The following is a 21,942-nucleotide window of genomic DNA, read 5'->3' on the forward strand; positions in this document are numbered from 1 at the left end:
GGATCGGAATATACATTGGCGTGATGGCCGCGGCCTTGTCTATAAGTTCGGCGAGCTTTGCGGAGGAGCAGCCTGCGCGGGATTATGACGTCGCCGCTCAGGATCTTAAAACCGCGCTTCGCGAGGTTGCGCGAGAATCAGGACTCGAACTCCTCGCGATAAGCGATGATCTGCGGGGCCGACATGCGCCCGCGCTGAAGGGCCACTATACGCCTGTGGATGCAATCGCGCAGCTATTGCGCGGCACAGGCCTCAACGCAGAAATCTCTGGTGGAACGATTTACATACGGGGGCGATCGGGACCGCCAACAACGGCGGTAGCAGGTTCGAGCGAAACATCCGACATCGTCGTCACGGGATCTCGAATTCGCGGGTCCATTCCAACGTCTCCGGTCATAACGCTTTCACGTGAAGCGATGCACGACGCCGGGCAGAGCACCTTGGCAGGCGTCATCAGCACAATCCCCCAGAATTTTGGTGGCGGGCAGAATCCGGGCGTAGGCCTGAACGTGCCGGAAAGTCGGGGAATAAGCAGCGGCTCGTCGTCGACCCTGAATCTGCGCGGGCTCGGATCCGATGCGACTTTGACCCTGCTGAACGGTCACCGGCTGGCGTATAGCGTCGCAAACCAATCGGTAGATGTGTCGACGATCCCGGTTGTGGCCGTGGAAAGGCTGGAGATCGTCGCGGACGGCTCCTCGGCACTTTACGGATCGGACGCCGTCGGGGGTGTTGCAAACGTCATCCTGCGACGTGACTATCAGGGGCTCTCCACCACGGCACGGCTCGGCGGGTCGACCGACGGTGGCAATCAGCAACAGCAGTATGATGCGATTGCAGGAACCAGATGGGCGAGCGGCGGCATCATGCTCGCTTATGAGTTCGAGCGCGACACGGAGATCAAGGCGAGCGAGCGATCTTACGCAGCAACACGCTCGCCCGGCCTTTTCCTCTATCCCGCCATCAAGCATCACAACGTGATCGCGAGTGCGCACCAGAACGTCGGGGATTCCGTTACTTTTGAAATCGACGGCTTGTACAATTCGAGATCAAGCCACACCCAATACGCGCTGGACTCCCGTGGGGATGTTTCAGCCAATGGCGCGAAGACCGACTACCAGACCGAATCGTTCGCCATAGCGCCGGTATTGCGCATGAGGTTGTCGCCCAAGTGGGAGGCAAGCCTGGTCGGAAGCTACGGCGAGGACCGCTCGCGTTACGACCTATCCTTGTTCGCGAATAATGTGGCGATCTACAAGCAAGCCGGCTGCTACTGTAATGCAGCCGCATCGGTCGAGGGCAATGCGAACGGGACATTGTTCGCCCTGCCGGCAGGAGAGGTCAAGGCGGCAGTCGGAGGCGGCTGGCGCAGCAATGATTTCCATGCGCGTCAAACTTCGGGCGGCACGCAGAACATCAACGTCTCGCAGGCCACCTATTACGCGTTTGGTGAGATCAGCATTCCGGTCATCGCACCCGAGCAGGACATCGCCTGGGCGCATCGCCTGACATTCACTGCAGCCGTTCGATGGGAGGACTATCCGGGCATCGACAAAGTGGCGACGCCGAAGCTTGGCGTCGTCTTCGCCCCCTCGCCCGATTTCGACCTGAAGGCGACGTGGGGAAAGTCGTTCAAAGCACCGACCTTGTTTCAGCGCTATAACGTCGAATTCGCAACGCTATACAGTGCGGCCAGCCGCGGCGGCTCTGGTTATCCGGCGAGCGCGACAGCGATCCTGCTTACGGGCGGTAATCCCGATTTGAAGCCCGAGCGGGCGACGACATGGTCCGCAACAGTAAGCGTTCACCCGCGGCGCCTGTCCGGAGCCCGGTTCGAGTTGAGCTACTTCAACATCGACTATCGCAATCGGATCGTAACGCCGATCCCCTTCCCGACGCAATCGCTCAGCAACGCGATGTTCGCCGATCTCGTGGATTTGAACCCAGTGGCGGCGCAAATCGCCGCCATCACCAGTGGGAACGTTCTATTCCAGAATGCGACAGGAGCGGCGTTCAATCCCGCGAATGTCGTCGCGATCATTCATAACACCAATCTCAATGCAGCGACTCAACTGATTCGAGGCGTCGATGGAAGCGCTAGCTACGCGTTTTCGCTCCCTCACAAGGGGACGCTCTCGTTACTGGCGGCGGCAAGCTACATTACCCTGTCCCAACGCCTCAGCCCGCTCCAGCCGAATACCGAACTCTCCGGCGCGATCTTCAACGTTCCCCATGTGAGGGCTCGCGGCGGCGCGGTCTGGAAGCAGGACGCGCTGACGTTCGCCGGCTTCGTCAATTACACTGGCGGGGTTCGGGACGTTCGCTTCACGCCGGTTGCGGACGTGGCGGCGATGACCACAGTCGATATCGCGGCGCACTACGCGATAGGCGGCGGGCGGAGGTTGTTCTCGAACTTTGAGCTTGGCGTTTCCGCTCAGAATTTGTTCAACCGCCAACCCAGTCTCATTCGGTCCAGTCAGCCCTATGAGGCGCCATACGACTCCACCAACTATTCGCCCTTTGGGCGGGTTCTGAGTGTGAGCCTGACCAAGAAATGGTAGCGGCAAGCGCCCTGCGACGTGCGCGTCGCAGCATCATCACCGCGTGCTTGCTGTCGAGCGCTCATTGCGCCCCGGCGGCGGCAGCCCCTTGTGACGGAATGGACCCTCGAGAATCGACGGAGGTGGCCGCTTCGCGTCTCATCAAAGAAGACGATCTCATTCGCTTGCGCGACATCGGGTACACCTATCTGTCTCCGGGACAGAAGCTTTTCGCGCTTTCTCCCGATCGTCAGCAACTGACGTTCTCGATGTATCGCGCCGATCCATCCAGCAACGCGTACTGCGAAGCGGTCTATATTTTCGACCGTGCGCGGGGCCGGCTGCGTCAGGTTGATTCGGGGATCGAGCTGATCCTCGAAGCCTATCCCATCCGAGGGGTGAGGGTCGATTACGGCTATCCGTCAGTGATCGTGCCGGCCTGGTCACCTGATGGGAAATGGTTGGCGTATCTGAAGCGTGCTGGCGGTCGGACCCAGATCTGGCGCGTCAATGTCGACGGCGAGCCCGCGCAACGTGTTTCCGACGCGCCGATCGACGTAGACCGGTTCACCTGGACACCAGACGGCAATGCTCTCGTCTACCAGACCAGGCCAGGCATTGCCGATATCGAACGCTCGATTGACCAGGAGGGCCTGCGAGGATTTCTCTTCGACGAGCGGATCGTGCCCTATAGCAGCAGCCGACCTGCGGTGACGTTGCCAGCCCTGCCACGCTATTGGCGCCTTGATCTACGCACGGGCCGGAGCAGCGTCGCAAGCGAGGGAGACGCGGCGTTGCTCGCGCCACTCCCCGCGATGGACCCGGCGCAGAATATGCGATCGATTCTCTCGGCAAGCGGACGTCGGACGTGGACTGAGCGTCGTGATCCGCAGGCCTATCTCAGTACGGTCGATCTATGGGCCGAGGATCGCGCCGGCGTTAAGCGACGCTGTCCGGACAGTGTCTGCAGCGGAACGCGGTCGTTCGGTATTCAGCAGTTGTGGTGGGCCTTTGGCCAGCTCGAGGTGCTTTTCTTGAGACGCGAAGGTTGGGGCGGCAGTCAGACAGCACTATTTCGGTGGTTCCCAGGCGAGCGGAAGGCTCGCCGATTGCTCCTGACCGATGATCTCCTTCTCGGTTGTGAGCTCATAGAACCGGAGCTTATCTGTGCGCGCGAGGGTTCGACTGATCCGCGCCGTCTGGTCTCGATCAACGTGACCACCGGACGCGAGCAACTGCTTGTCGACCCGAATCCCGAATTCCGTGCGGTCAAACTTGGGAGCGTGGAGCGACTACACTGGCGAAGCACTGCCGGGGTGGAGACATTTGGTGATCTCGTACTGCCGCCGAATTATGCGGGACAAGGGCGCCTGCCCCTCGTCATCGTCCAATATATCAGCACCGGTTTCCTGCGCGGCGGTGTCGGCGATGAATATCCTGTCCAGCTGTTCGCGAGGCAAGGTTATGCCGTTTTGAGCTTTCATGCCCCGCCAGCGTTCGCAACATGGGATGGCAGCAAGAAGGACTTCGAACAGGCAGTCGCACAGACGTCGCGCGACTGGTCGACGCGGCGGATGATCTTCACATCGCTCGAAAGCGGCATCAAGCTGCTGATCGATCGCGGCATCGCCGATCCGTCGAGAATCGGTATCAGCGGTCCCAGCGATGGGTCGACGACTGTGCAATTCGCGTTGATCAATCGGCCCGGCCTGTTCGCGGCGGCATCGGTTTCTTCCTGCTGTACCGATCCCAGCTTTTTCATGCTTTATGGCGGCATCGGCCTCGCAGAGGAGCGCACCAAATGGGGTTTCCCGCCGGCGCGCGGGCCTGGGTCAGAAGCGTGGCAACCGCTGTCGCTCGCGCTGAATGCGAACAGCATCAAAACGCCTCTGTTGATGCAGCTTGCCGATCATGAATATCTAGGAGGCTTGGACAGCTTCATGTCGCTGCGGGCCGCGCGCCGTCCGGTCGAACTTGTCGTCTATCCCGACGAATATCATCTTATGTGGCAGCCGGCGCACCGACTAGCCGCATATCGGCGAAATCTCGAATGGTTCGATTTCTGGCTGCGCGCGCGCGCGGACGCAAATCCTGTCGATACCGGCCAATATGAGCGATGGCGAACCTTGCAGGCTTCGGCACCGCATTGAGCGCGAATGAGATCAGGCCGTATTCCTGTTGGATCCTACCGTCTGCAACCAGGCCTCGACGTCGGTGAGCGCCATGATTCGCCAATAGCCGAGACCACGAACAGGTCCTTTGTCGACCAGGAAGCTTGCGATCTCGTCGCGATTGACGATGCCGTTTGCCGCCAGAAGACCGTCACATAGCAGCTGCCGTATTCGTTCGCGGTTCGCTTCGAACAGCTCGACGACAAAACTGTCAGGAGTGCCCTTCGACCGTCGTTCGAGAATGTCGGAAGGGAGCGCGTTGGCATAGGCACGCCGCGCGAGCGCCCTGTTCTGACCGCCACGGCTCCACATCCAGCTTGGAATCCGCAGGCACAATTCAATGATAGGTAGCGCCATCAAAGGCCAGACCGTCCTGTGCGAACGCTCGCGCCCATAACCCTCGAGATGATTGAGAATGCCGATAAGCCAAGCGACGTGGGTGGCCTTTCCCGGCAACGCATCTTGTGGAGCATCAGCCCATAATGAAATGCATGCGGATGGCCCCTCGGCGGCCATTTGGGCTGTAAGGAACGCAAGTTCTGGGCGCCAGCGATAGGTCCTGCTACCGAAGCAGGCGCGCCGAACGCCGCTGCGCAATGCTGTCCAGATGCTGCAATCGGCAATCTGGGAGATGTCGCGGGCCGTGGGCCATAACTGACGGAGCCGCCCAGTCATCAGGCAGTCTGCGACCGGAGCAGCGGATTGGAGATAACAAAAAACATTGTCGCCGCCGCCTCCACTGAAGAACGTATCGGCGCCGACATTGCGGGCGACGGCAAGATTGCTGCGGTCGCCGGACTGGGCGAAGCCGCGGGCAATCGGGCGCGGCAAATGAGCAGCATCCGAACGCGTGACATCGACATGGGCGACGTCCTCGAACATTTCAAACAACTGCACGCCCAGATGGCCCGCAAGGATGCGCGCGAAACGGCGCTCGTCACCGGCGGCGTCCCTAGTGAACAGCGTCAAGCAGGACAATTTGGCACCACTTTGGGCAAGCGCAGCCGCGACGATCGAGGAATCGAGCCCGCCGGAGACGCCGAGCACCGCGTGATTGGTGGTTCGAGCGAGCGCGCCAACACACCCGTCTACACAGCGTCGCAGCAGCTCGACGGCCTCTACGTCATCGGTAAGATTATCCCTCCGGTCGGTGAAACGCCAAGGATTCCACGCCTCGAATAATGTGAATTTCCCGCTCGTGATGGAAAGGCCATAGCCACCCATCAACTCGGCGACGCCGAGCAGACAGGTGCGGTGCATCCGGAGGTTGGGCGCAATGACGTGGCGTGCGACGCTATCCCAGTCGACCCCGCCCGGCATTAATCCCAGATCACCTAGGAGGCCGACATCGGGCGTGATGGCGATCCCGTCTTCGGCACTGACATGGTAGGCACCTAACGAACCGAACGGTGCGCGCAGAATGGTGAGATTGCGCCCGTCACTTTCCACAAGCGCCGCAACATAATGGCCCCAGAAGTCGCGGATCAGCGCATCGCCGCGGACACCATCGACGATCGCGCGTTGCGCGGCTCGCGGGAGCGTGTGCGCAGTCTCAAAGGGCGGCTCGCGCGAAAAGAGTTCGCCGATGATCACGCCGCGGCCGCCGTCGAGCATGACGATCGGCAGGTCGGGCGAGCTGAGGATAAGAAGGTCGTCGAGCTCGAGTACGATCCCAAGATCGTGGCGAGGGAGGCCATGCATCAGCCGTGCGCGAAGGTCTCGGCAGCGCCCGGAGAGGATCAGATATCGTCCAGGCATCAGATTACCAAAATCGGAGTATAGCTATGGATATTCTCGAGGTGGTCATTGAGAACAATATGTTCGTATTGCACCCAGCAATGAGCCCGGAATGGCCGCGCTGCGACGCCGAACACCATTTCGACGCCGACGTCGCGCGACAGCAAGAGTTTCGCCATCGCCATCGATCTTGGCAGGCAGCGGTCTCGAGCCGAAACCCAGCGACTCAGCGCGGAAAACGCTTCGACAGCGGCATGAAGTTTGAGTTCAGGGTTCGTAAGAGGGGTCAATCGTGTCTTGATCCAAGCGATGCGTCCAACCATTCGGTGAAGCGTCATGAAGCGCAGTTGCGCCTCTGCCTGGGCAAGCGCGAGCGAAGCGGTTGCCAGCGATAGAGGTGAGGGGCGCGGTGTCATGACATCGACCATGCTGTCACGAGGTGGATGAGCGGGCGCGCACGGCCGAGGGCGCGTATCGGGCGGCCCCTCGATCAAAACGCCAAGGCCTAGCAAACAATCCACCTCGGGTCGGGCTGCAAGCGAGCCTTTTTGTACGACCTCCTGAAAGGCCATGTCTGCCTTCGAGGGGAGGCTGAAATAGCGATCAGCGCGCAGGTCGAGAAAGACCGTGCGGTCACCTGACCGGCAGAAATGAAGGTCATCTCGTAATCGAAATCCCATTGGCGCAATCCCGGCTGTTCCGGCGCGCGGTTGCCCGCGCGCCGGCGGACCTCAGTCCTCGGACAGCCCGGCGCCGAACGACAGACCCACGGTGTCGCCCAGGGGCGCGATCGGCCCTTTGGTTTCCCGTGTCACCGAGCCGAGATCGATGACCTCGTCGTCGCGCTGTTCTTCCACACGCTCCATGTCACTTCTCCTTACGTTCACCGCGAAATGCGGTGTCGGAGAGAATAGAGTGTCAACGGCATATACCTGAGCTTATAAGTATCCGAAATGAGAACATATAAGCGTGAGCACGGCGGTTCATTCGAAGCCATTGGTGGATCGTCAATAATATCCGTAGCACGTAACCATTTGTTCAATTCGGGCTTCGGTTCAGTTCTCTGATGAGTGCCGGAACCCGGCGCAATCTCCGCCGATGATAGGCCCAGATGGCATCGCGAACGGCCGACTCTCGACCGTCTGTGGTCACTGTCCATACCGCGCGAAGTTCGCCGATGCGGTCCCTGATGCCTGTCTCGCGCAGGCGAGTCGCGTAAAGGAGGTCGGCGGCTTTCGCTACGGCTGCTGTATGTTGCTTATTGCGTGAGATTGCAGCGAGGCGGGCAAAAAGCTCTGTGGTTGCGTCGGCGATCGCGCGCGTGTCCGCCGGGTCGAGAGCGTCGAGGATTGATGACATGTCGATGCTGATGCTGGGGCTTGAGCGATGTTTGATCGCAAGACGCAAAACCTGGCCGTGCCAGACGTAGAGATCCCGCAGATCATTTTCCATGAGAATGGGGAGCTGGAATCCCCCGCCTTGATGTGCCTCGATAAACCCCTCCCCCACCAGCCGGTGAATTGCGTCGCGCACTGGAGCGATGCTTGTGCCAAATTCCTCCGCGAGCGCCTGGGCGACAAGAGTTGTGCCGGGGGCATAATAGGGTCTGACTCAAATTCCGTGCAGATTTGACATTTCTGCGCTGTGTGCGGCCAACTGGATTGGGGGTCAGCAAGGAGCACACGTCGATGGCCTCGAAAGCATGGGACAGTAGCCTGCAGTTACCGGGATTAATCGTGGAAAGCCGGACTGTGATCGACGGAATCGTCGAGATGTCGGGCCGATTGGCGGCCGTGGGAGCGGATTGCCCGGATTGCGCGATGCCATCGACGTCTCTCCACAGTCGATATGACCGCATGCTTTCGGATTTGCCGGTCAGCGGCAGCATCGTCAGGCTGAGACTGTCGGTTCGACGGTTTCGGTGCACGCATACCCTTTGTCCAAGGCGCACGTTCAGCGAGCCGCTGGCGCCGCCGGTTGGCCGGCGATATGGCCGCAGGGTGGGTCGTTGCGACGCGCTAGTGCGCGCGGTGGCGGTCGCGCTGGGTGGTAGGCCGGGCTCGCGCATGATGGCGCGTCTGTCGGCGCCTTGGTCGCGCGACACGATGCTTCGAGTTCTGAGACGCAGCGATCCTGCCTCCGTGCCGCCGCCACCTGCGCGGGTGGTTGGCATCGACGACTTCGCTTGGCGCCGCGGCCACAGCTACGGGAGCATCGTGGTCGATCTCGAACGACGCGAGGTGATCGACCTGCTTCCCGATCGTCAGCGCGACACGGTCATCGCCTGGCTGCGCCAGAACCCGCAAGTCGAAATCATCTGTCGCGACCGTGGTCCGGGTTATGGTGCGGCCGCAAGCGAGGCGGCGCCGCAGGCACAGCAGGTGGCCGACCGCTGGCACCTGTTCGAGAACGCCTCGGCAGCATTTCTGGCGGCAGTGCGTTCGGAAATGCCATGTTTGCGGCGCGCGCTGGCGCCGACGGGGCCGGTCGATCCGGCGACCCTGACCCGTGCCGAGCGCATCCAGTGGGATGGCTACCAATTGCGCGAGGCCCTCAACCGCCAGATTATCGATCTGGCCGGGCAAGGCGTGCCGATCAGGGTCATGGCACGCACGACCGGCGTGTCGCGCAAGACCATCCGCAAGGTCCTGCGCGGCCAGCGTCACGACACCTTCCGCACGCGCCAGAGTTCGCTCGATGTCTGGTCGCTGACCCTCGAGGCGGAGTGGAATGCAGGCTGCCGGATTGGGGCTGAACTGTGGCGGCGGCTGAAGGCTTCCGGTTTTGGCGGTTCGCTGCGCGTAGTCAGCGAATGGGCGACCCGTCGTCGTCGCGACGAAAAACTTGGCCACACCGGCGGTGCGGGGCTGAGTGCACGGACCATCGCGCGCAGCATGACCACCGAGCGCGACACCGGATCAGCGCAGACCGCCCTGATAAACGCGGTGATCGAAAAGGCCGTGCCAGCGCTAATCAGCGCACGCGAGGCTCTCGATTGCTTCCACGCCATGATGCGCTCAAAGGACAAGGCCCGGCTCGATCCTTGGATCGCCATGGCGGCCGAGACCAAGCTTGCTGGGTTCGCTGCCGGCGTCGAAGCCGACAAGGACGCCGTTGCCGCCGCGATCTCGACGCCGTGGTCCAGCGGTCAAGTCGAGGGCAAAGTCAACCGCCTCAAGGCCATCAAGCGCCAGATGTACGGGCGCGCCAAAATCGACCTTCTCAAAGCCAGAGTTATGGCGCCAGCGTGACCTGGATTGCACGGAATTTGAGTCAGACCCCATAATAGCCGCCGACGATCGCGCGCCGCAGGCCCGTGTAGACCCGCTCCGATGTGAGCGCTTCGGGCGCCATGACCCGCAGGACCTCAAGCTTCGGCTTCGGGAGGCGACGATTTCGACACTGGCGGCCGTAACCGACTGGAGATCGTATCGACATAATAGTCGCCGATGCAGCGAATGCAGTATTCCTCAAGGGCTGCCATATCGTCGAGGAGCAATTGCCGTGGAAATGCCATCTTATGATCCATGAACATCAGCGGGATCAGGAAATAGGAGGCTGGAAGCCCCACGCCGGATGCGCAGCGCAAATGATCCTCGATCGAGGACTTCGGATTACCCGACTCGATCTCTCGTAGCCAGCGCACGCCGATGCCGACATCGGATGCCAGCTGCTCCTGCGTTTTCCGTTCTTTCCGTCTCCGCTCTTCGATGCACTTTCCCGAGATCACCTTGATCTGCGCAAGGACAGTCGCATCTCCAATGCTGGATGTGCTTTGAAGCGACACGTGCAGGTTCTCCCTGACTGTTGCTCAAAGCTCCCTTTGCACAGTTCGACAGGACAGAAACTGGTGTTAAATGTGCCCGCGGTCAAATCCAATCGTTTCCAAATTGGAAGACGGCAAGGGTCGCAACACTGGAAGTGCGTTTGCTTAACTAACTTGGATACCGTTAATTTTTCTTTGCTCGTCTTGGCCCCCGGCCCGCGACGCGGCGATAAGCCTCGGCGAGGTCCTTATCTTCCGCGGTTCGGAATGAAGCAAGGCCAACGATGTAAAGCTTGCCGAATGGCGGGCTCTGCGCAAATCGATCGGATTCGATCAAGCGTTCACACACCAGTTGCATGATCTCGGCAAGTTCCGCTGAAGATCCAACGAAGCAGGTCTTGTCGCCCGCGCATTGCAGGCAGGAGTGCGTCTCGAGCTCGGCCGCGATATCATCGGCATCCATGCGTTCGAGAAGTGCGACCGCGACGGAAAATGTCGCCCCATACGGAATGAAGTCGCGCAAAAGCTGTGCCAGGCGGTAGTGGCACGCGAGGAACAGGTCGATTCCCTGGTCCGATAGCCGCAATTTATAGGTCCTTGAGCCCGCCTTTCCCATTTTCCCCTTCCCTGCGACTCGTGCCTGTCTCCTTATGGCTTGACGAGATTTGAGCCCAAATGGGCACGTGATGAACGATTAGAGACCCAAATTGCGGCACGGATGTGCCGATTGCGGTCCGCGATTGCCGCCTCCGGCACGGCAGTGCCCTGCCTATTGCGGCATCACGATTACTTACTTCATGACGCGGTCATCCCGATTTGGGGTGACGGCGAGCACCGTTCGACAACTCAACGCTCCCAGCCCGATCCCGATCAAGTTCCCCCGGTCATCGCAGACGCGATTCCCGGACAGAGGAGGCGTGTCTGATGACCAAACGAATAGTCTTGAACAGCTTGGGCGGAGTCTCGCTTGCGCTCGTCACTATGCCAGCTTCGGCCTGTCCCCGGCAAGTTGCCGCGCCCGTCAGCGCATCGGCGCCGCGGGTCCGGGTTATCGCGACGGCCGACGGCTTTGCCCTCGCGACGAAGACGGAAGGTCCCGCGGCGGCTGCGCCCCGCGCCGCCGTACCGCTCGGCGTGCAGATGCAAATCGATCGTGATGCCTTCGAGTGCAGCACGCGTCGCTTCGCGAGTGCCCGCCCGTGAGCGGCGCGACGTCCAGGGCGGTTCGACGTCTGTCGCTGATCGCTTGCGCGATAACCTTTGGTCCGAGCGCGATCGCGCAGTCGGCGCCAACCGCGAAGCAGAGCGATACGGCGCCGCTCAGTGCCGCTGCGGAAGAAGCGCAGCAGAAGCTGCAGCAGACCTTCATCAACCTAAAATTCGAGGACTTCGGACCTGCGCCGATCAAGGGCCCGATCTACCAGGCGATGGCAGGCGGACGGGTCATCTATTATGCTGCGGAGAGCGAGCAGATCCTCTTCGCCGCTGTCTACGACAAGAACGGCGTCAATATCACCGCGCTGGCTCAGGATGCGAGCGCCCGGAAGAAGCTCGGCGCGCTGGATCCGGCGAAAGCGCTGGTGATCGGACCTGCGGGTGCGCCGACGGTGATCGAGTTCACCGATCCCGAATGCCCCTATTGCCGCGCGCTCGAGAAGTTCTGGATCGCCAAGGCGGCGGAAGGCAAGCCGGTCCGGCGGCTCATCTATTTCGTGAGCGGCATTCACCCTCAGGCGGCGGTGAAGTCTGAGCACATCCTGTGCTCGCCGGACAAAGAGGCCGAGTTCAAGGCGATCTACGGCGGCGCGCAGCCGGCGGTGCTGCGCAAGTGCGCTGCGGGCCGCGCCAAGGTCGAGGGCGATGCGATCGCCGTCAAAAAGATCGGCATCACCGGCACCCCGACGCTCATCGTCGATGGCAAGCTCGTCTCGGGCTTCCAGCAGGGCGAGCTCGAGCAATTCCTCGCGGACCATTCGGCAAAGACCGATGCGAAGCACTGACGATCGTCGCGCGCGAACGCGCGCGCCCCTCCTTTTTGGCGGCCGTTCGGGGGGCCGGTCCGGGCGTAGCGCCTCGGCTCCACCGACACGGGCCGGAATGCCGACGGCCGTGGCTCCCCTGGAGCCGTCCACCACGCCGCTCGGCCGCCAACGTGTCCTCACGCTGTCGGCAGGCATCTTACCGGGCGGCTCCGCAAGCGCACGGAGTGGCAAAATGATCAGGAAAATCGGCAAGCATGTGTTCGGGGTCGCAAATATCGGCGTCCCTTTGGTCTTGTTCGCAACGATGAGCGGGGGCGCCCACGCGTTCACCGCGCCTGCGACGGGCGACCTTGGCTACGACATCTACAACATCGTCGTGAACAAGGGCGTCAAGGGCCCGATGGGGTTCGTCGCGGGCGTCGCGGCCTTCCTGTTCGGCGTGTCGCGGCTGTTCTCGAACGTCATGATCGGGATCCCGACGATCGTCGCCGCGGTCTGCCTCATCAAGGCGGACGCCATCCTCCAGACTTTCGGGATGGTGATCTGAGCTGATCGGCCGTGCGGGCGCCTCAGCCCCCGCGCGGCCCACGAGCAGGCCGCAAGGCCTGGACATGACAACCCGAGCTCTCGGGCTGTCTTGAAGCAGGAGGAGAAGAGCGTTGGACGAACGTCTGCCCCAGTATCTTCATCTGCCGGTCCAGATCCTCTGGTTCGGCGCGGATGAATTCATCCTGGTCATGTCGACGATCTTTGTCGCCGTCATCGTTGGCGGCGTGATCGGGTGGACCCTGATCGGCGCTCTTCTCCTTTTCATCCCCTGGAAGCGGACCAAGCCGCGCGGGTTCATCCCGCATCTCGCCTGGCGCTGGGGGCTGCTGTCGTTCCGTCATTATCCGGGTCCGACCCAGACCCGCTTCTTCGAGTAGAACGGCCATGGCGCTCTTTCGCACATCACGCCCGAAGGATTGGGATCCGCTCGCGGACAAGCCGGCCAGCTGGGGCATCCACCGCTATCTCCAGGGCTCGGCCAATCTCTTCGAGGAGAACCGGCTGCTCAAATTCGCGATAGCCGGTCTGTTCGGCATCACCGCGGTGCTCGGTATGCTGATCTACACGTCGAACCAGAATCAGAGGACGGTCATCGTGCCGTTCGGGACGGGCGGCGACCTCTATGTGACGGGAAATGCGCCCTCGGCGCCGTACCTGCGCACGATGACGCGCAACATCGTCAGCCTGTCGGGTACCTATTCGGCCTATTCCGCCGATCCGCAATTCCAGGAGCTGCTGAGCATCGTCCACCCCTCGGCCTATAACAGCATCCGCGACAGCCTGACCGCCATTCTCGACGAGCTCTCGGACAATCCGACGCTTTCGATCGCGACCTATATCCGGCCGGATCAGCCCGTCCTGACCACCAGCACCGACATCGTCGTACCGGTCGAGAAGGTCCGTGTGATCGGCGGCGTGATCCGCAAGTTCCGTGGCAATCTTCGGATTGGCTACGCGATCGATAACGGCCGCTTCTGGCTGACGTCCCTGCATGAGGAGAATTTCGATGCCGAAACTCGGTAATCGCAGCCGTGCGAGCCTGCTGACGGCCGGCCTCATCTTCGCGGCACCGCCGGCATTCGCCCAGACGATCACCGCGCTGCCCGATCAGACCGCCTCGATCCGGCTGTCCAATCGCGACGTCAACCACATCATCTGCCAGGGCGGCGAGATCGAGGATGTCAAATTCTCGGCCGAAAAGGCGATCGCGGTCGAGCGTGGTGGGTCCGACGCGTGGATCAAGTTTTTGGTAAAGGAAGTCGACGGCGACGGCGCACCGACACGGACCTATGTGACCACGCCTTCCGAATTCTTCGTGTCGTGCAATGGGGCGATTTACCCGCTTTACACCGAGCCGTCGGACATCCCAGCGCAGACCGTGATCCTGGCCTCGGGCACCGCGCAGCGTGCCCGTGCCAATCAGGATCTGCTCGGCCCGCTCGTCGAAGAAGAGCGCGCCGTTTCGATCACGCTGTCGATGTTGCAGGACCGCGTGCCGGCAAGCTTCGCCGAGGTAGCGCCGGTCGCGGGCGACATCGTCCTGCCGACCCTGCCCGCGGCGCGCCTCCATGAACGCCGGCGGTTTGCAATCGAAGGCGCTGGCCTCTCGGCATCCGAATATCTGGTCCAGGCGTCAGCCGACCTCGTCCTCGCCGAGCCCGAGTTCCTGGTGTCGTTGCTCGGCTCGAACATCTTCGCGGTCACGCTCGATCGTATCGCGCTGAAGGCGGGCGATAGCGCGCGGCTCATCATCATTCGCCGGGGAGCTGTCCAATGAGCGAGAGACCAGAAGAGACCGCACCGGATGCCGGTGGGCCTGGTGAGCAGAGCCCTTTCCAAGCGCATCTCGCCGCTCAGGCGGCGCAGGACGGCGGTGACGAAGCGCGGGGTGCGGCGCTGCTCGACTGGCGCGCGCGCTGGGATTCGCTGAGTTCGACGGGCAAACTGCGCGTGAAGCAATTCGGCGTGGCCACGGCGATCGGCGTGCTTGGCTACGGCCTCTATTCTGCGAGCACCGCCGACAAGCCGGTCGTCGCGGCGCCGGAGGCCTCCAAGCTCGATATGGGCGCGGGCCTCCGCGGTGACAGCCTCGAGGTGAAGCTGCGCGGCGATCTGAAAAAGGTCCTGGACGGCCAGTCCATGCTCGGCGACCGGGTGACGGCGATCGAGGAGGGCAAGACACCGATCGGGCCGCAAGGCACTGGCCCCGCGGCCGCAGGGGCGGACGGCGCGCCATTGCCGCCAGCGCTTCCCGGCGGCGGCGCGCCGGAGTTTCCGCCATCGCCATCCGGTGCTTCGGGCGCGGCGGGCGACAATAGTTTGCCAGCCCCGCCATCCGCACCGGTGGGACCTCCCGCTCCGCCGGCACCGCCGGTCGAAAAAGTGGTGGGTGCAATCGGCGCCGCCACATCGCCGGTCGTCCCCAAGGATGCGGCCGCGGCGTCGGACGAGTCGAAAAAAAAGATTCGGACGATCTATTTGCCGCCTGGTTTCATGAAGGCGCGGCTGCTGACGGGCGTGGACGCCTTGGCGAGCCACGACGCGACCTCGAACCCGGAGCCGATCATCGCGCGGGTCCAGGCGCCAGCCGTGCTCCCCAATGACGTCAAGGCGAACCTGTCCGGTTGTTTCGTCATCGGCAACGCGACCGGCAGCCTCGCCAAGGAGCGCGTCGAGATCCAGCTCGTGACGCTCTCCTGCGTCGACTTCGACGAACATTCGGTCGTCGACCAGAGCGTCAAGGGCTTCTTTGTCGATACCGACGGCAAGAAGGGCCTGTCGGGCAAGGTCGTCACCCGCGCCGGCGCGGCCTTGGCCCGGACTTTTATCGCAGGGACCATCAGCGGCATCGCCCAGACGGTCGAGAATAGCTTTGGTGATACGTCGACCTCGGCGCTCGGCACAGTGAGGACGCTTAATGCCGGCGATGCCGCCAAGTCCGGCATAGCGGGCGGCCTTTCCAAATCTTCGGACAAGCTGACCGATTTCTATCTCGATCTCGCGCGCCAGGCCGGCCCGATCGTCGAGGTCGGCGCCGCGAAGGACGTGGTCGTCGTCATCCAGGAGGGCGTGACGCTCGAAATCAAACCATCGGCGGGGAGCAAATTCTGATGCCCAGAACCCTTTCATGCAAGGTCTCGATCCGCGGTCACCGACTGCTTCTCATCCCGGTGATCGCGGCCCTTGGTGGCTGCGCGACGCTCGGCTCGGTGATGTCACCTTACTCCGAAAAATATAGCTGCAAGAACAGCGACCATGGACAGTGCGTGCATCCCGAGAAGGCCTATGAGGATGCGGTCGCCGGCCGCCCGTCCCGGTCGGACCCTGCAGTCACCAACGACAAGAAGCTGCTGCGCGGCCAGGCTGCTGCACCGGCAATGTCTGGCATGACCGCCAAAGGCGCAGCCGCGCCGGTGGGTGCCTATCTCGGGTACAAGGACAGCGTCTATCGCGAGCTGCAGGGGCTGATCGACCAACCGGTCACGCCGATGCTCAAACCGCCGCGCACCGTTCGCACGCTGATCCTGCCTTATGCCGACCGTCAGCGGCCTGACCGCCTCTACATGCCGCGCTACGTCTTCTCGATCGTCGAGACGCCCGCCTGGGTCGTCGGCGACTATCTGGTCGATCCGGTTCAGCCATCGACCCAGGCGCCCGTCCTGGGTCAGGTCCAGGAGCGTGAGATTGACGGGGCTATTTCCGCAACGGCGCTGGCGCCGCCGGCCAGGGACCCGCGCACGCTGGTGCCAGCGCCCATGAATGCGCGTCCGTTGGCGCCGACGCCCAGGGCTTCGAGCACGCTCGGGCCCGCGCCGAAGGATCAGAGCAAGTGAAGGCGCGCGGCTCCCGAACAGGCGGCGATCTGAGCTTTGCCCAGCTGCGGCAAAGCGTCGCGCGCGATCGCTTCTCCGATTACCTGCCGCTCGTTGCATGGGACGAGGATGAGGAGGCGTTCCTCTGCATCGACGATGGTTGGGGCTATGGCTGGGAGCTCGTGCCGAGCGCCTACATGTTTGCGCATGTGCATCAGGCGCTGCTCGGGCTTCTCAACATTCACTTCCCCGATGGCACGGTCCTTCAGCTTCACAGTTTTGCCGACCCGCTGATCGAGACGGCGCTCGATGCGTTTCTCGATCTCAAGACCCGCGACGATCCCCTGATCCAGGCATCGGCCAGGCGCACCGCCGATTATCTGATGGCGGGGACACATGGCCTTCGTGCGATGCACGGCATACCGATCAGGGACTTTCGCACCATCCTGTCGGTAAAGACGAGGCGTCCGCTGGGGAGCGATCTGCGCCGCCAGATCGAGGAGCAGCTCGCCAAGCTCGGCATCGTCCGGCTGCCCCCGGAGGAGATCGTCTCCTTCTATCGCCGGATCTTCAACGGTGTGTTCGCCGCCGCGCCCGGCGTTTTCTCGTCGAGCCCTGATGCAACCGGGGCGGCGCCGCCGATCCGCAAGCAGATCATCGACGCGGGTCCCGACCTGCTGTTCGAGGGTCCGGAGCTGTTCCTCGGCAACCAGGTCGCGCGCTGCCTCACGCCCAAGTCGCCGGCGCGGCGGATCACCGCCGAGCGGGCCAATCGCCTGACGGGCGGCATGCGCGGTTCGGCCGAGGACAGCGACCAGATCGGGGGGCCGTTCCTCTACACGCTCAACGTCCTGTTCGATCATTCGCAGTTCGAGATCCACAAACGCGCCCAGGTGCTCTCTGCGCAAAAGGCCGCCGGCAGCTTTGCGGTCGAGGTCAGCAAACAGATCGAGGAGATCGGCTGGATCCTCGACGAGGCCGGCAACTCCAAATTCGTGCGGGTGATCCCGACCGTCTGGGTGTTCGGTCGCACCAGCGCCCATGCCCGGGAGATGGCGGCGCGCGCCAAGCGGCTTTGGGAAGGCGAACCCCTGCCCTTCATGATGCAGGAGGAAAGCTATCTCAATCCGATCCTGCTCACGATGAGCCTGCCGTTCGGGCTGTACCCGGACGGGCGCACCTTGCGAATGCTCGAGCGCGATTTCCGGATGCCGGTGAAGGCTGCGGTGCTGATGGCGCCGATCCAGACCGACTTTCGCGGTGGCGGGCGCCCTGCCCTCCTCTACACCGGCCGGAAGGGCCAACTGGTCACGCTCGACCTGTTCGATCCGCGCATCAACAATTACAATTTCATCGTCTCGGCGGAGAGCGGCGCCGGCAAGAGCTTCCTGCTCAACAATCTGTGCCAGCAATATTATGCGCAGAATGCGCTCATTCGCATCATCGATATCGGCGGCAGCTATCGCAAGCTCTGCACGCTCTGCTCGGGTCGTTACATCGACATCGGCGAGGAGAAGCTCGTCCTCAACCCGTTCGACATGGGCTTCGCGCTCGACGGCGAAGACAAGCAGTCGGCGATCTCGATGGCGGTCGCGATCGTCGCCGAGATGGCGAACGCCGCCACCCGCAAGGGTGTCACCACCTCGGAATGGAATCTCCTGAAATCGGCTGTCCAGTGGACGATCGATGAAGGTCATTCCGAAGAGGGCATCGATGCGGTCCGTGCATGGCTCGGCGCCTATCCCGCGTTCGCGGCATCGGATCTCGACCGCGTCGATCATCTGATACCGGTCTCGAGGGAATTGGCCTTCAACCTGCGCGATTTCGCGAGCGAGGGCGCTTACGGCCATTTCTTCAATGGGCGTTCGACCTTCGATATTTCGGCCGACGAATTCGTGGTACTCGAGCTCGAACGGCTGAAGAGCATGCCCGACCTGTTCAACGTCATCGTCATGGTGGTGGTGAACGCCGTCACCCAGGAGTTGTACCTCTCGGCGCGCGACCGGCCGCGCTTCGTCCTGTGCGACGAAGCCGCGCAGTTCATGACCAAGACCGAAGGCCAGGACCTGTCACGTCTGGCCGAGGCGTTCGGCCAGGGCTATCGGCGCGCCCGCAAATATCAGGGCAGCTTCGGGATCGTCCTCCAGTCAATGAACGATCTGATCCTGTTCGGCGGCACCGGCCAGGTGATCCTCGAAAATGCCGCGACCCGCTTCCTCCTCCAGGGCTCCACCTATGACAAGGCGGTCGAGAACAAGATCCTCGATTATTCGGGGTTCGTGCTCGAGCTGCTGAAGTCGGTGCGCAATTCCAAGCCCAACTATAGCGAGGTCTTCATCGACTCTCCGCTGGGTCTCGGCATCGCCCGGCTCGTCGTCGACCCCTTCTCCTACTGGATCAACACCAGCGCGCCGCAGGAGGTTGCCGCGTTCGAGGCGCTGCTGCGCGCCGGCCGCTCTCCGCTCGACGCGGTGTGTGAACTCGCCGGCGTCGATCCGGCCGAGATCCTTGGGTCTCGCCCAGAACTGCCCCTGCATGAGGAGATGGCGTGATGCTGAAGCGCAAGCCTCCGCAGAAGCAGATGGTCTTTGATCTGACCTCGTTCGACAGCAGCAAGGATGCTCAGCTCGAACGGATGATCGAAGCACGCGTCGCGATCCGCGCCGAGGCGGCGGCGATCCGCTGGCGGTTCCGGCTGATGGTGATCGAGGCGGCCATGATGATGAGCCTGGTGCTCGTAGCCGGGTTCGCCCTCAACCAACCCCATGCGATGGTGGTGCGCAGTGCGCTTATTGTCGGCGCGGCCTGCTTCGCGAGCGGTGTGATGCTGGTGGGCCTGTCCGGCGCTACCGGCCTGGCGATCTCCGCCTTTCGTCGATGGAGGGCGCGATGATCCGCGTGACACTCGCCGACGGCACCGCGGAGGTGATGGAGCGCGAGATCGAGCCGCGCCGTCCGGGCGAGACGCTGTACGATTTCATGCTGCGCTCGGCGCATGAGACAAGCCTCGAGGCGAGAGCGCTGCGCGCCCTGCTCGATGCCCATGTGGCGAGCCTTGGCGCGGAGCGTGCGTCCGTCGTGCGGCGGCGACGTGCGATGCTGGTCGGGCAGAGTTTCATCTCAGGCTTGGTCGCGAGCGTCCTGATCCGGCCCGACACGGTCGGTGACGCCTGGATTATCGCGATGCCGGTGGCGGTCCTGACCTTGGGTGCCAGCCTGGTGCTGTCATTCTTCATGCCGGCCCTCGACAAGGGTGTCGTCCGGATGGCGCGGTGGTGGCGGCGATGAGGGGTATCTTGTCCTCGACGCCGTCGCTCGGCTCGATCCGTTTGCTGCTCGGCAGCAAGCTGCTGTTGCTGATCCAGGCGTGGATCGTGCTGCGCAGCGGTCAGCTTCTGGACGGTATGCACTGGTTTGTCGTCGGCGCGATCGTCGTCATCGCCATCCTGTGTCTCGTCGGCGCCGTCATCGGCGAGCCGGACGACAGCGCCGAAGACCATAACCGGCCGTGGCGGCGCAGAGCGGAGGGTCGTCATCATGAATGAGGCTATTGGCGGCGCGGCAAGCTTCACCACCCCTGCGCGCATTCGTGTCGTGTTGTTCCAGGGCGCCACAACGATCGTTCTGCTCGCCTGCGCGCTTGTCACCGCTGCGGCGCATGCCCAGACTTCGGTGATCGGACGCACCTGGCCGATCGCGGAACCCGATGCCCTGGAGGAAATCGAGGGTCGCACACAGAAGCTGCCGGCCTTTATGGCCAGCCGTTTCGGCCCGCGCGCGAGCTGGTCGGCGATGAAGGCCGCTCCGCTGGCCGTAGCGCAGGCGAACCGCGTGCGGAGCGTCGTTCCGTTCTACACGCTCGATTTCGATGTGAAGCTTCCGGACGGCAAATTGCTTTATCCGAAGGGCTTCACCTTCAACCCGCTGACCTATGTGTCGCTGCCGCAACGCCTGGTCGTCGTCCGCCCCGAGGATCTTGGCTGGGCGCTGCGCACCGCCACGCCATCAGATTGGATCCTGCTTGCCGCCGGCCCGCGTGGCGGGAGCGATCCGATCACGCTCGGCCAGAAGGTTGGCCGCTCGCTCTTCATCCTCGAGCAGCGCGTGAAAGACCGTCTCGGTCTCGAGGTGGCGCCGGTCATCGTGTCGCAGATCGGCCAGAAACTGGAGCTGACCGAGGTGAAGCTCAACCGCACCGGGAGCGCGCCGCGATGACCCGTCTCGCATTGTTGCGCAGCATAGCGGCTGCCTTTCTGCTTCTTGTGCTGTCCCCGGCTTCGCCAGCGCATGCGTCGTCTTGTCCGACCGGGACGGTGTTCAACCCGATCACGAAAGTGCGCTGGACGTGCATCTTTCCGATCACTATCGGCGGCGTGAAGATCGGCACGGGCGACAAGCTCGGCAAGGCGCTCGACGCGCAGTCGTCCTCGAGTCCGATCTGCGCCTGCCGGAAGGGTGCGACCTTCTGGTTCGGGGTGAAGGTCTCCTTCTGGTCGCCCAATCGCATGGTCGACGTGGTGACCGAGCCAGGATGCATGATGGCGCTCGGCGTCGACCTGATGCCGACCCACGGCAAGCTGCAAGGCAGCCAGTCGTCGATCGCCGACGGGACGAACACGCGCAAGATGTTCGCGCAGATGCACTATTATATCTCGCCGGTCTGGAAGATGCTGGACATGTTCACGGACCTGCCCTGCTTCCAGGATGACGGGTTCGACGTGGCGCTCATCACCGAGGTGCTGCCGACCTGGCAGTCGGGGACGCTCGGCGCGATCATCCAGCCCGAGGGCATATTGTTCGGCAACCCCGCCGCGGGGCTCGCCTGCATGGCCGACAGCGCGGCCGCGGCTGCCGGCAAGGTTCTCGACCCGCTCTTCTGGTGCATGGGCAGCTGGGGTGCGACCTATCCGATCGCCGGCGACATTCATTTCGATGACTCGGTCGAAGCCTGGGCTGGCCTCGCCGCGCGCGGTACCTTCATGATGGGCCGCCTCGGCGCGCTCACCATCTCGTCGACTGACGGCTGCTCGTTCAAGGCCCAGCCGATCTGGACCAAGTCCCGCTACAAGCTCCAGCTGATGGAGCCGGTTAAGGGCGGGAGTTGCGTCAATATCGGCCGGCCAGGTTCCTTGTGGTCGAGCGCGAAGCACGCGCCCGGCAAGGACAATGCCCAATTCATGCTCTTCGAAAAGACGATCTGCTGCGCCGGAGTGTCGGTGCCATGAGCGGATCGTTTCACGGACACCTCGTCAGTTCCGGACGTCAGGCCGGGTCTGCCCGCCAGGACCCGTTGGGTCTCCCGGGACAAAGCGAGGTGGGAGCGGCGCTGCACAGCCCCCGCGGTGCCGCTCCAACCCCGGTCAGCGCGGCCGGCTCCCTCCCGGC

22 protein-coding genes and 1 pseudogene are annotated in these 21,942 nt (G+C 62.8%); 17 read left to right on the top strand and 6 right to left on the bottom strand.

The window, feature by feature from the left end; genetic code table 11:
* Positions 1–23 precede the first annotated feature (23 nt).
* Both F1640_RS03450 and F1640_RS03455 read left to right on the top strand, forming a co-directional pair.
* Complete coding sequence (locus tag F1640_RS03450) at positions 24–2,561, top strand: TonB-dependent receptor domain-containing protein (protein ID WP_255530446.1); 2,538 nt, start codon at positions 24–26, stop codon at positions 2,559–2,561.
* A 122-nt stretch (positions 2,562–2,683) separates the two neighbouring features.
* Entirely contained in the window at positions 2,684–4,690 is a 2,007-nt protein-coding gene (locus tag F1640_RS03455) for an Atxe2 family lasso peptide isopeptidase (protein ID WP_194917769.1), read from the top strand.
* 12 nt (positions 4,691–4,702) lie between these two features.
* On the opposite strand, the gene F1640_RS03460 is transcribed toward F1640_RS03455, so the two are convergent.
* The 4 genes and pseudogenes from F1640_RS03460 to F1640_RS03475 all read right to left on the bottom strand — a co-directional run.
* Complete coding sequence (locus F1640_RS03460; protein ID WP_194917771.1) at positions 4,703–6,469, bottom strand: asparagine synthase C-terminal domain-containing protein; 1,767 nt, start codon at positions 6,467–6,469, stop codon at positions 4,703–4,705.
* On the bottom strand, positions 6,469–7,128 hold the full coding sequence (locus tag F1640_RS03465; protein WP_194917773.1) for a lasso peptide biosynthesis B2 protein: 660 nt from the start codon (positions 7,126–7,128) through the stop codon (positions 6,469–6,471). The genes F1640_RS03460 and F1640_RS03465 overlap by 1 nt, the downstream gene beginning before the upstream one ends.
* A 51-nt stretch (positions 7,129–7,179) precedes the next feature.
* Complete coding sequence (locus tag F1640_RS03470) at positions 7,180–7,314, bottom strand: benenodin family lasso peptide (protein ID WP_194917775.1); 135 nt, start codon at positions 7,312–7,314, stop codon at positions 7,180–7,182.
* 172 nt (positions 7,315–7,486) lie between these two features.
* Positions 7,487–8,035 (bottom strand): annotated as a pseudogene (locus F1640_RS03475) (GntR family transcriptional regulator); the annotation flags it as partial.
* A gap of 101 nt (positions 8,036–8,136) precedes the next feature.
* Between F1640_RS03475 and F1640_RS03480 the strand changes: the two are divergent.
* Positions 8,137–9,699 (top strand): ISL3 family transposase, encoded by a 1,563-nt coding sequence (locus tag F1640_RS03480; RefSeq protein WP_194917272.1) that lies wholly within the window; start codon positions 8,137–8,139, stop codon positions 9,697–9,699.
* Positions 9,700–9,815: 116 nt separating this feature from the next.
* On the opposite strand, the gene F1640_RS03485 is transcribed toward F1640_RS03480, so the two are convergent.
* Both F1640_RS03485 and F1640_RS03490 read right to left on the bottom strand, forming a co-directional pair.
* On the bottom strand, positions 9,816–10,235 hold the full coding sequence (locus F1640_RS03485) for a helix-turn-helix domain-containing protein (RefSeq protein ID WP_194917777.1): 420 nt from the start codon (positions 10,233–10,235) through the stop codon (positions 9,816–9,818).
* Positions 10,236–10,398: 163 nt separating this feature from the next.
* Complete coding sequence (locus F1640_RS03490) at positions 10,399–10,830, bottom strand: hypothetical protein (protein WP_194917779.1); 432 nt, start codon at positions 10,828–10,830, stop codon at positions 10,399–10,401.
* A gap of 308 nt (positions 10,831–11,138) precedes the next feature.
* Here F1640_RS03490 and F1640_RS03495 point away from each other — a divergent pair, with 308 nt between their 5' ends.
* From F1640_RS03495 to F1640_RS03560, 14 genes are all read left to right on the top strand, one after another.
* Positions 11,139–11,417, top strand: coding sequence for a hypothetical protein (locus F1640_RS03495; protein WP_194917780.1), 279 nt, complete (start codon positions 11,139–11,141; stop codon positions 11,415–11,417).
* A 71-nt stretch (positions 11,418–11,488) separates the two neighbouring features.
* The gene (locus tag F1640_RS03500; protein WP_309229312.1) at positions 11,489–12,214 is read left to right on the top strand and encodes a DsbC family protein; all 726 of its coding nucleotides are present in this window, start codon (positions 11,489–11,491) and stop codon (positions 12,212–12,214) included.
* Positions 12,215–12,428: 214 nt separating this feature from the next.
* Positions 12,429–12,743: a hypothetical protein gene (locus tag F1640_RS03505; protein WP_194917782.1), complete on the top strand. Its 315-nt coding sequence runs from the start codon at positions 12,429–12,431 to the stop codon at positions 12,741–12,743.
* Positions 12,744–12,855: 112 nt separating this feature from the next.
* Complete coding sequence (locus F1640_RS03510) at positions 12,856–13,122, top strand: type IV conjugative transfer system protein TraL (RefSeq protein ID WP_194917784.1); 267 nt, start codon at positions 12,856–12,858, stop codon at positions 13,120–13,122.
* Positions 13,123–13,129: 7 nt separating this feature from the next.
* Positions 13,130–13,768 carry a TraE/TraK family type IV conjugative transfer system protein gene (locus F1640_RS03515; protein ID WP_194917787.1) on the top strand — a complete coding sequence of 213 codons (639 nt, stop codon included), beginning with the start codon at positions 13,130–13,132 and terminating at the stop codon, positions 13,766–13,768.
* Positions 13,752–14,522, top strand: a complete 771-nt coding sequence (locus F1640_RS03520; protein ID WP_194917789.1) for a type-F conjugative transfer system secretin TraK — start codon at positions 13,752–13,754, stop codon at positions 14,520–14,522. The genes F1640_RS03515 and F1640_RS03520 overlap by 17 nt, the downstream gene beginning before the upstream one ends.
* Positions 14,519–15,856 (top strand): TraB/VirB10 family protein, encoded by a 1,338-nt coding sequence (locus F1640_RS03525; protein ID WP_194917791.1) that lies wholly within the window; start codon positions 14,519–14,521, stop codon positions 15,854–15,856. The genes F1640_RS03520 and F1640_RS03525 overlap by 4 nt, the downstream gene beginning before the upstream one ends.
* The gene (locus F1640_RS03530) at positions 15,856–16,578 is read left to right on the top strand and encodes a TraV family lipoprotein (protein WP_081988697.1); all 723 of its coding nucleotides are present in this window, start codon (positions 15,856–15,858) and stop codon (positions 16,576–16,578) included. The genes F1640_RS03525 and F1640_RS03530 overlap by 1 nt, the downstream gene beginning before the upstream one ends.
* Complete coding sequence (locus F1640_RS03535; RefSeq protein ID WP_194917794.1) at positions 16,575–19,109, top strand: TraC family protein; 2,535 nt, start codon at positions 16,575–16,577, stop codon at positions 19,107–19,109. Before F1640_RS03530 ends, F1640_RS03535 begins: the two co-directional genes overlap by 4 nt.
* Positions 19,109–19,450 carry a hypothetical protein gene (locus tag F1640_RS03540; protein WP_255530201.1) on the top strand — a complete coding sequence of 114 codons (342 nt, stop codon included), beginning with the start codon at positions 19,109–19,111 and terminating at the stop codon, positions 19,448–19,450. Before F1640_RS03535 ends, F1640_RS03540 begins: the two co-directional genes overlap by 1 nt.
* The gene (locus F1640_RS03545) at positions 19,447–19,845 is read left to right on the top strand and encodes a hypothetical protein (protein WP_194917796.1); all 399 of its coding nucleotides are present in this window, start codon (positions 19,447–19,449) and stop codon (positions 19,843–19,845) included. The genes F1640_RS03540 and F1640_RS03545 overlap by 4 nt, the downstream gene beginning before the upstream one ends.
* An 8-nt stretch (positions 19,846–19,853) precedes the next feature.
* A complete protein-coding gene (locus F1640_RS03550) occupies positions 19,854–20,102 on the top strand; it encodes a hypothetical protein (RefSeq protein WP_182914010.1) in 249 nt (82 codons plus the stop codon).
* A gap of 49 nt (positions 20,103–20,151) precedes the next feature.
* The gene (locus tag F1640_RS03555) at positions 20,152–20,772 is read left to right on the top strand and encodes a conjugal transfer protein TraW (RefSeq protein ID WP_052192336.1); all 621 of its coding nucleotides are present in this window, start codon (positions 20,152–20,154) and stop codon (positions 20,770–20,772) included.
* Positions 20,769–21,782, top strand: a complete 1,014-nt coding sequence (locus F1640_RS03560) for a TraU family protein (RefSeq protein WP_119748572.1) — start codon at positions 20,769–20,771, stop codon at positions 21,780–21,782. Before F1640_RS03555 ends, F1640_RS03560 begins: the two co-directional genes overlap by 4 nt.
* Positions 21,783–21,942: the final 160 nt, after the last annotated feature.

It is taken from the genome of Novosphingobium sp. NBM11 (assembly GCF_015390225.1).
In the GTDB taxonomy this organism is placed as follows: domain Bacteria; phylum Pseudomonadota; class Alphaproteobacteria; order Sphingomonadales; family Sphingomonadaceae; genus Novosphingobium.

Bases quoted from the DNA above. Each gene is read 5' to 3' on its own strand.
- F1640_RS03560 (WP_119748572.1), top strand. From the start codon at position 20,769: ATGACCCGTCTCGCATTGTTGCGCAGCATAGCGGCTGCCTTTCTGCTT.
- F1640_RS03520 (WP_194917789.1), top strand. From the start codon at position 13,752: ATGCCGAAACTCGGTAATCGCAGCCGTGCGAGCCTGCTGACGGCCGGC.
- F1640_RS03525 (WP_194917791.1), top strand. From the start codon at position 14,519: ATGAGCGAGAGACCAGAAGAGACCGCACCGGATGCCGGTGGGCCTGGT.
- F1640_RS03530 (WP_081988697.1), top strand. From the start codon at position 15,856: ATGCCCAGAACCCTTTCATGCAAGGTCTCGATCCGCGGTCACCGACTG.
- F1640_RS03465 (WP_194917773.1), bottom strand. From the start codon at position 7,128: ATGGGATTTCGATTACGAGATGACCTTCATTTCTGCCGGTCAGGTGAC.
- F1640_RS03540 (WP_255530201.1), top strand. From the start codon at position 19,109: ATGCTGAAGCGCAAGCCTCCGCAGAAGCAGATGGTCTTTGATCTGACC.
- F1640_RS03450 (WP_255530446.1), top strand. From the start codon at position 24: ATGGCCGCGGCCTTGTCTATAAGTTCGGCGAGCTTTGCGGAGGAGCAG.
- F1640_RS03460 (WP_194917771.1), bottom strand. From the start codon at position 6,469: ATGCCTGGACGATATCTGATCCTCTCCGGGCGCTGCCGAGACCTTCGC.
- F1640_RS03495 (WP_194917780.1), top strand. From the start codon at position 11,139: ATGACCAAACGAATAGTCTTGAACAGCTTGGGCGGAGTCTCGCTTGCG.
- F1640_RS03470 (WP_194917775.1), bottom strand. From the start codon at position 7,314: ATGGAGCGTGTGGAAGAACAGCGCGACGACGAGGTCATCGATCTCGGC.
- F1640_RS03545 (WP_194917796.1), top strand. From the start codon at position 19,447: ATGATCCGCGTGACACTCGCCGACGGCACCGCGGAGGTGATGGAGCGC.
- F1640_RS03490 (WP_194917779.1), bottom strand. From the start codon at position 10,830: ATGGGAAAGGCGGGCTCAAGGACCTATAAATTGCGGCTATCGGACCAG.
- F1640_RS03480 (WP_194917272.1), top strand. From the start codon at position 8,137: ATGGCCTCGAAAGCATGGGACAGTAGCCTGCAGTTACCGGGATTAATC.
- F1640_RS03515 (WP_194917787.1), top strand. From the start codon at position 13,130: ATGGCGCTCTTTCGCACATCACGCCCGAAGGATTGGGATCCGCTCGCG.
- F1640_RS03505 (WP_194917782.1), top strand. From the start codon at position 12,429: ATGATCAGGAAAATCGGCAAGCATGTGTTCGGGGTCGCAAATATCGGC.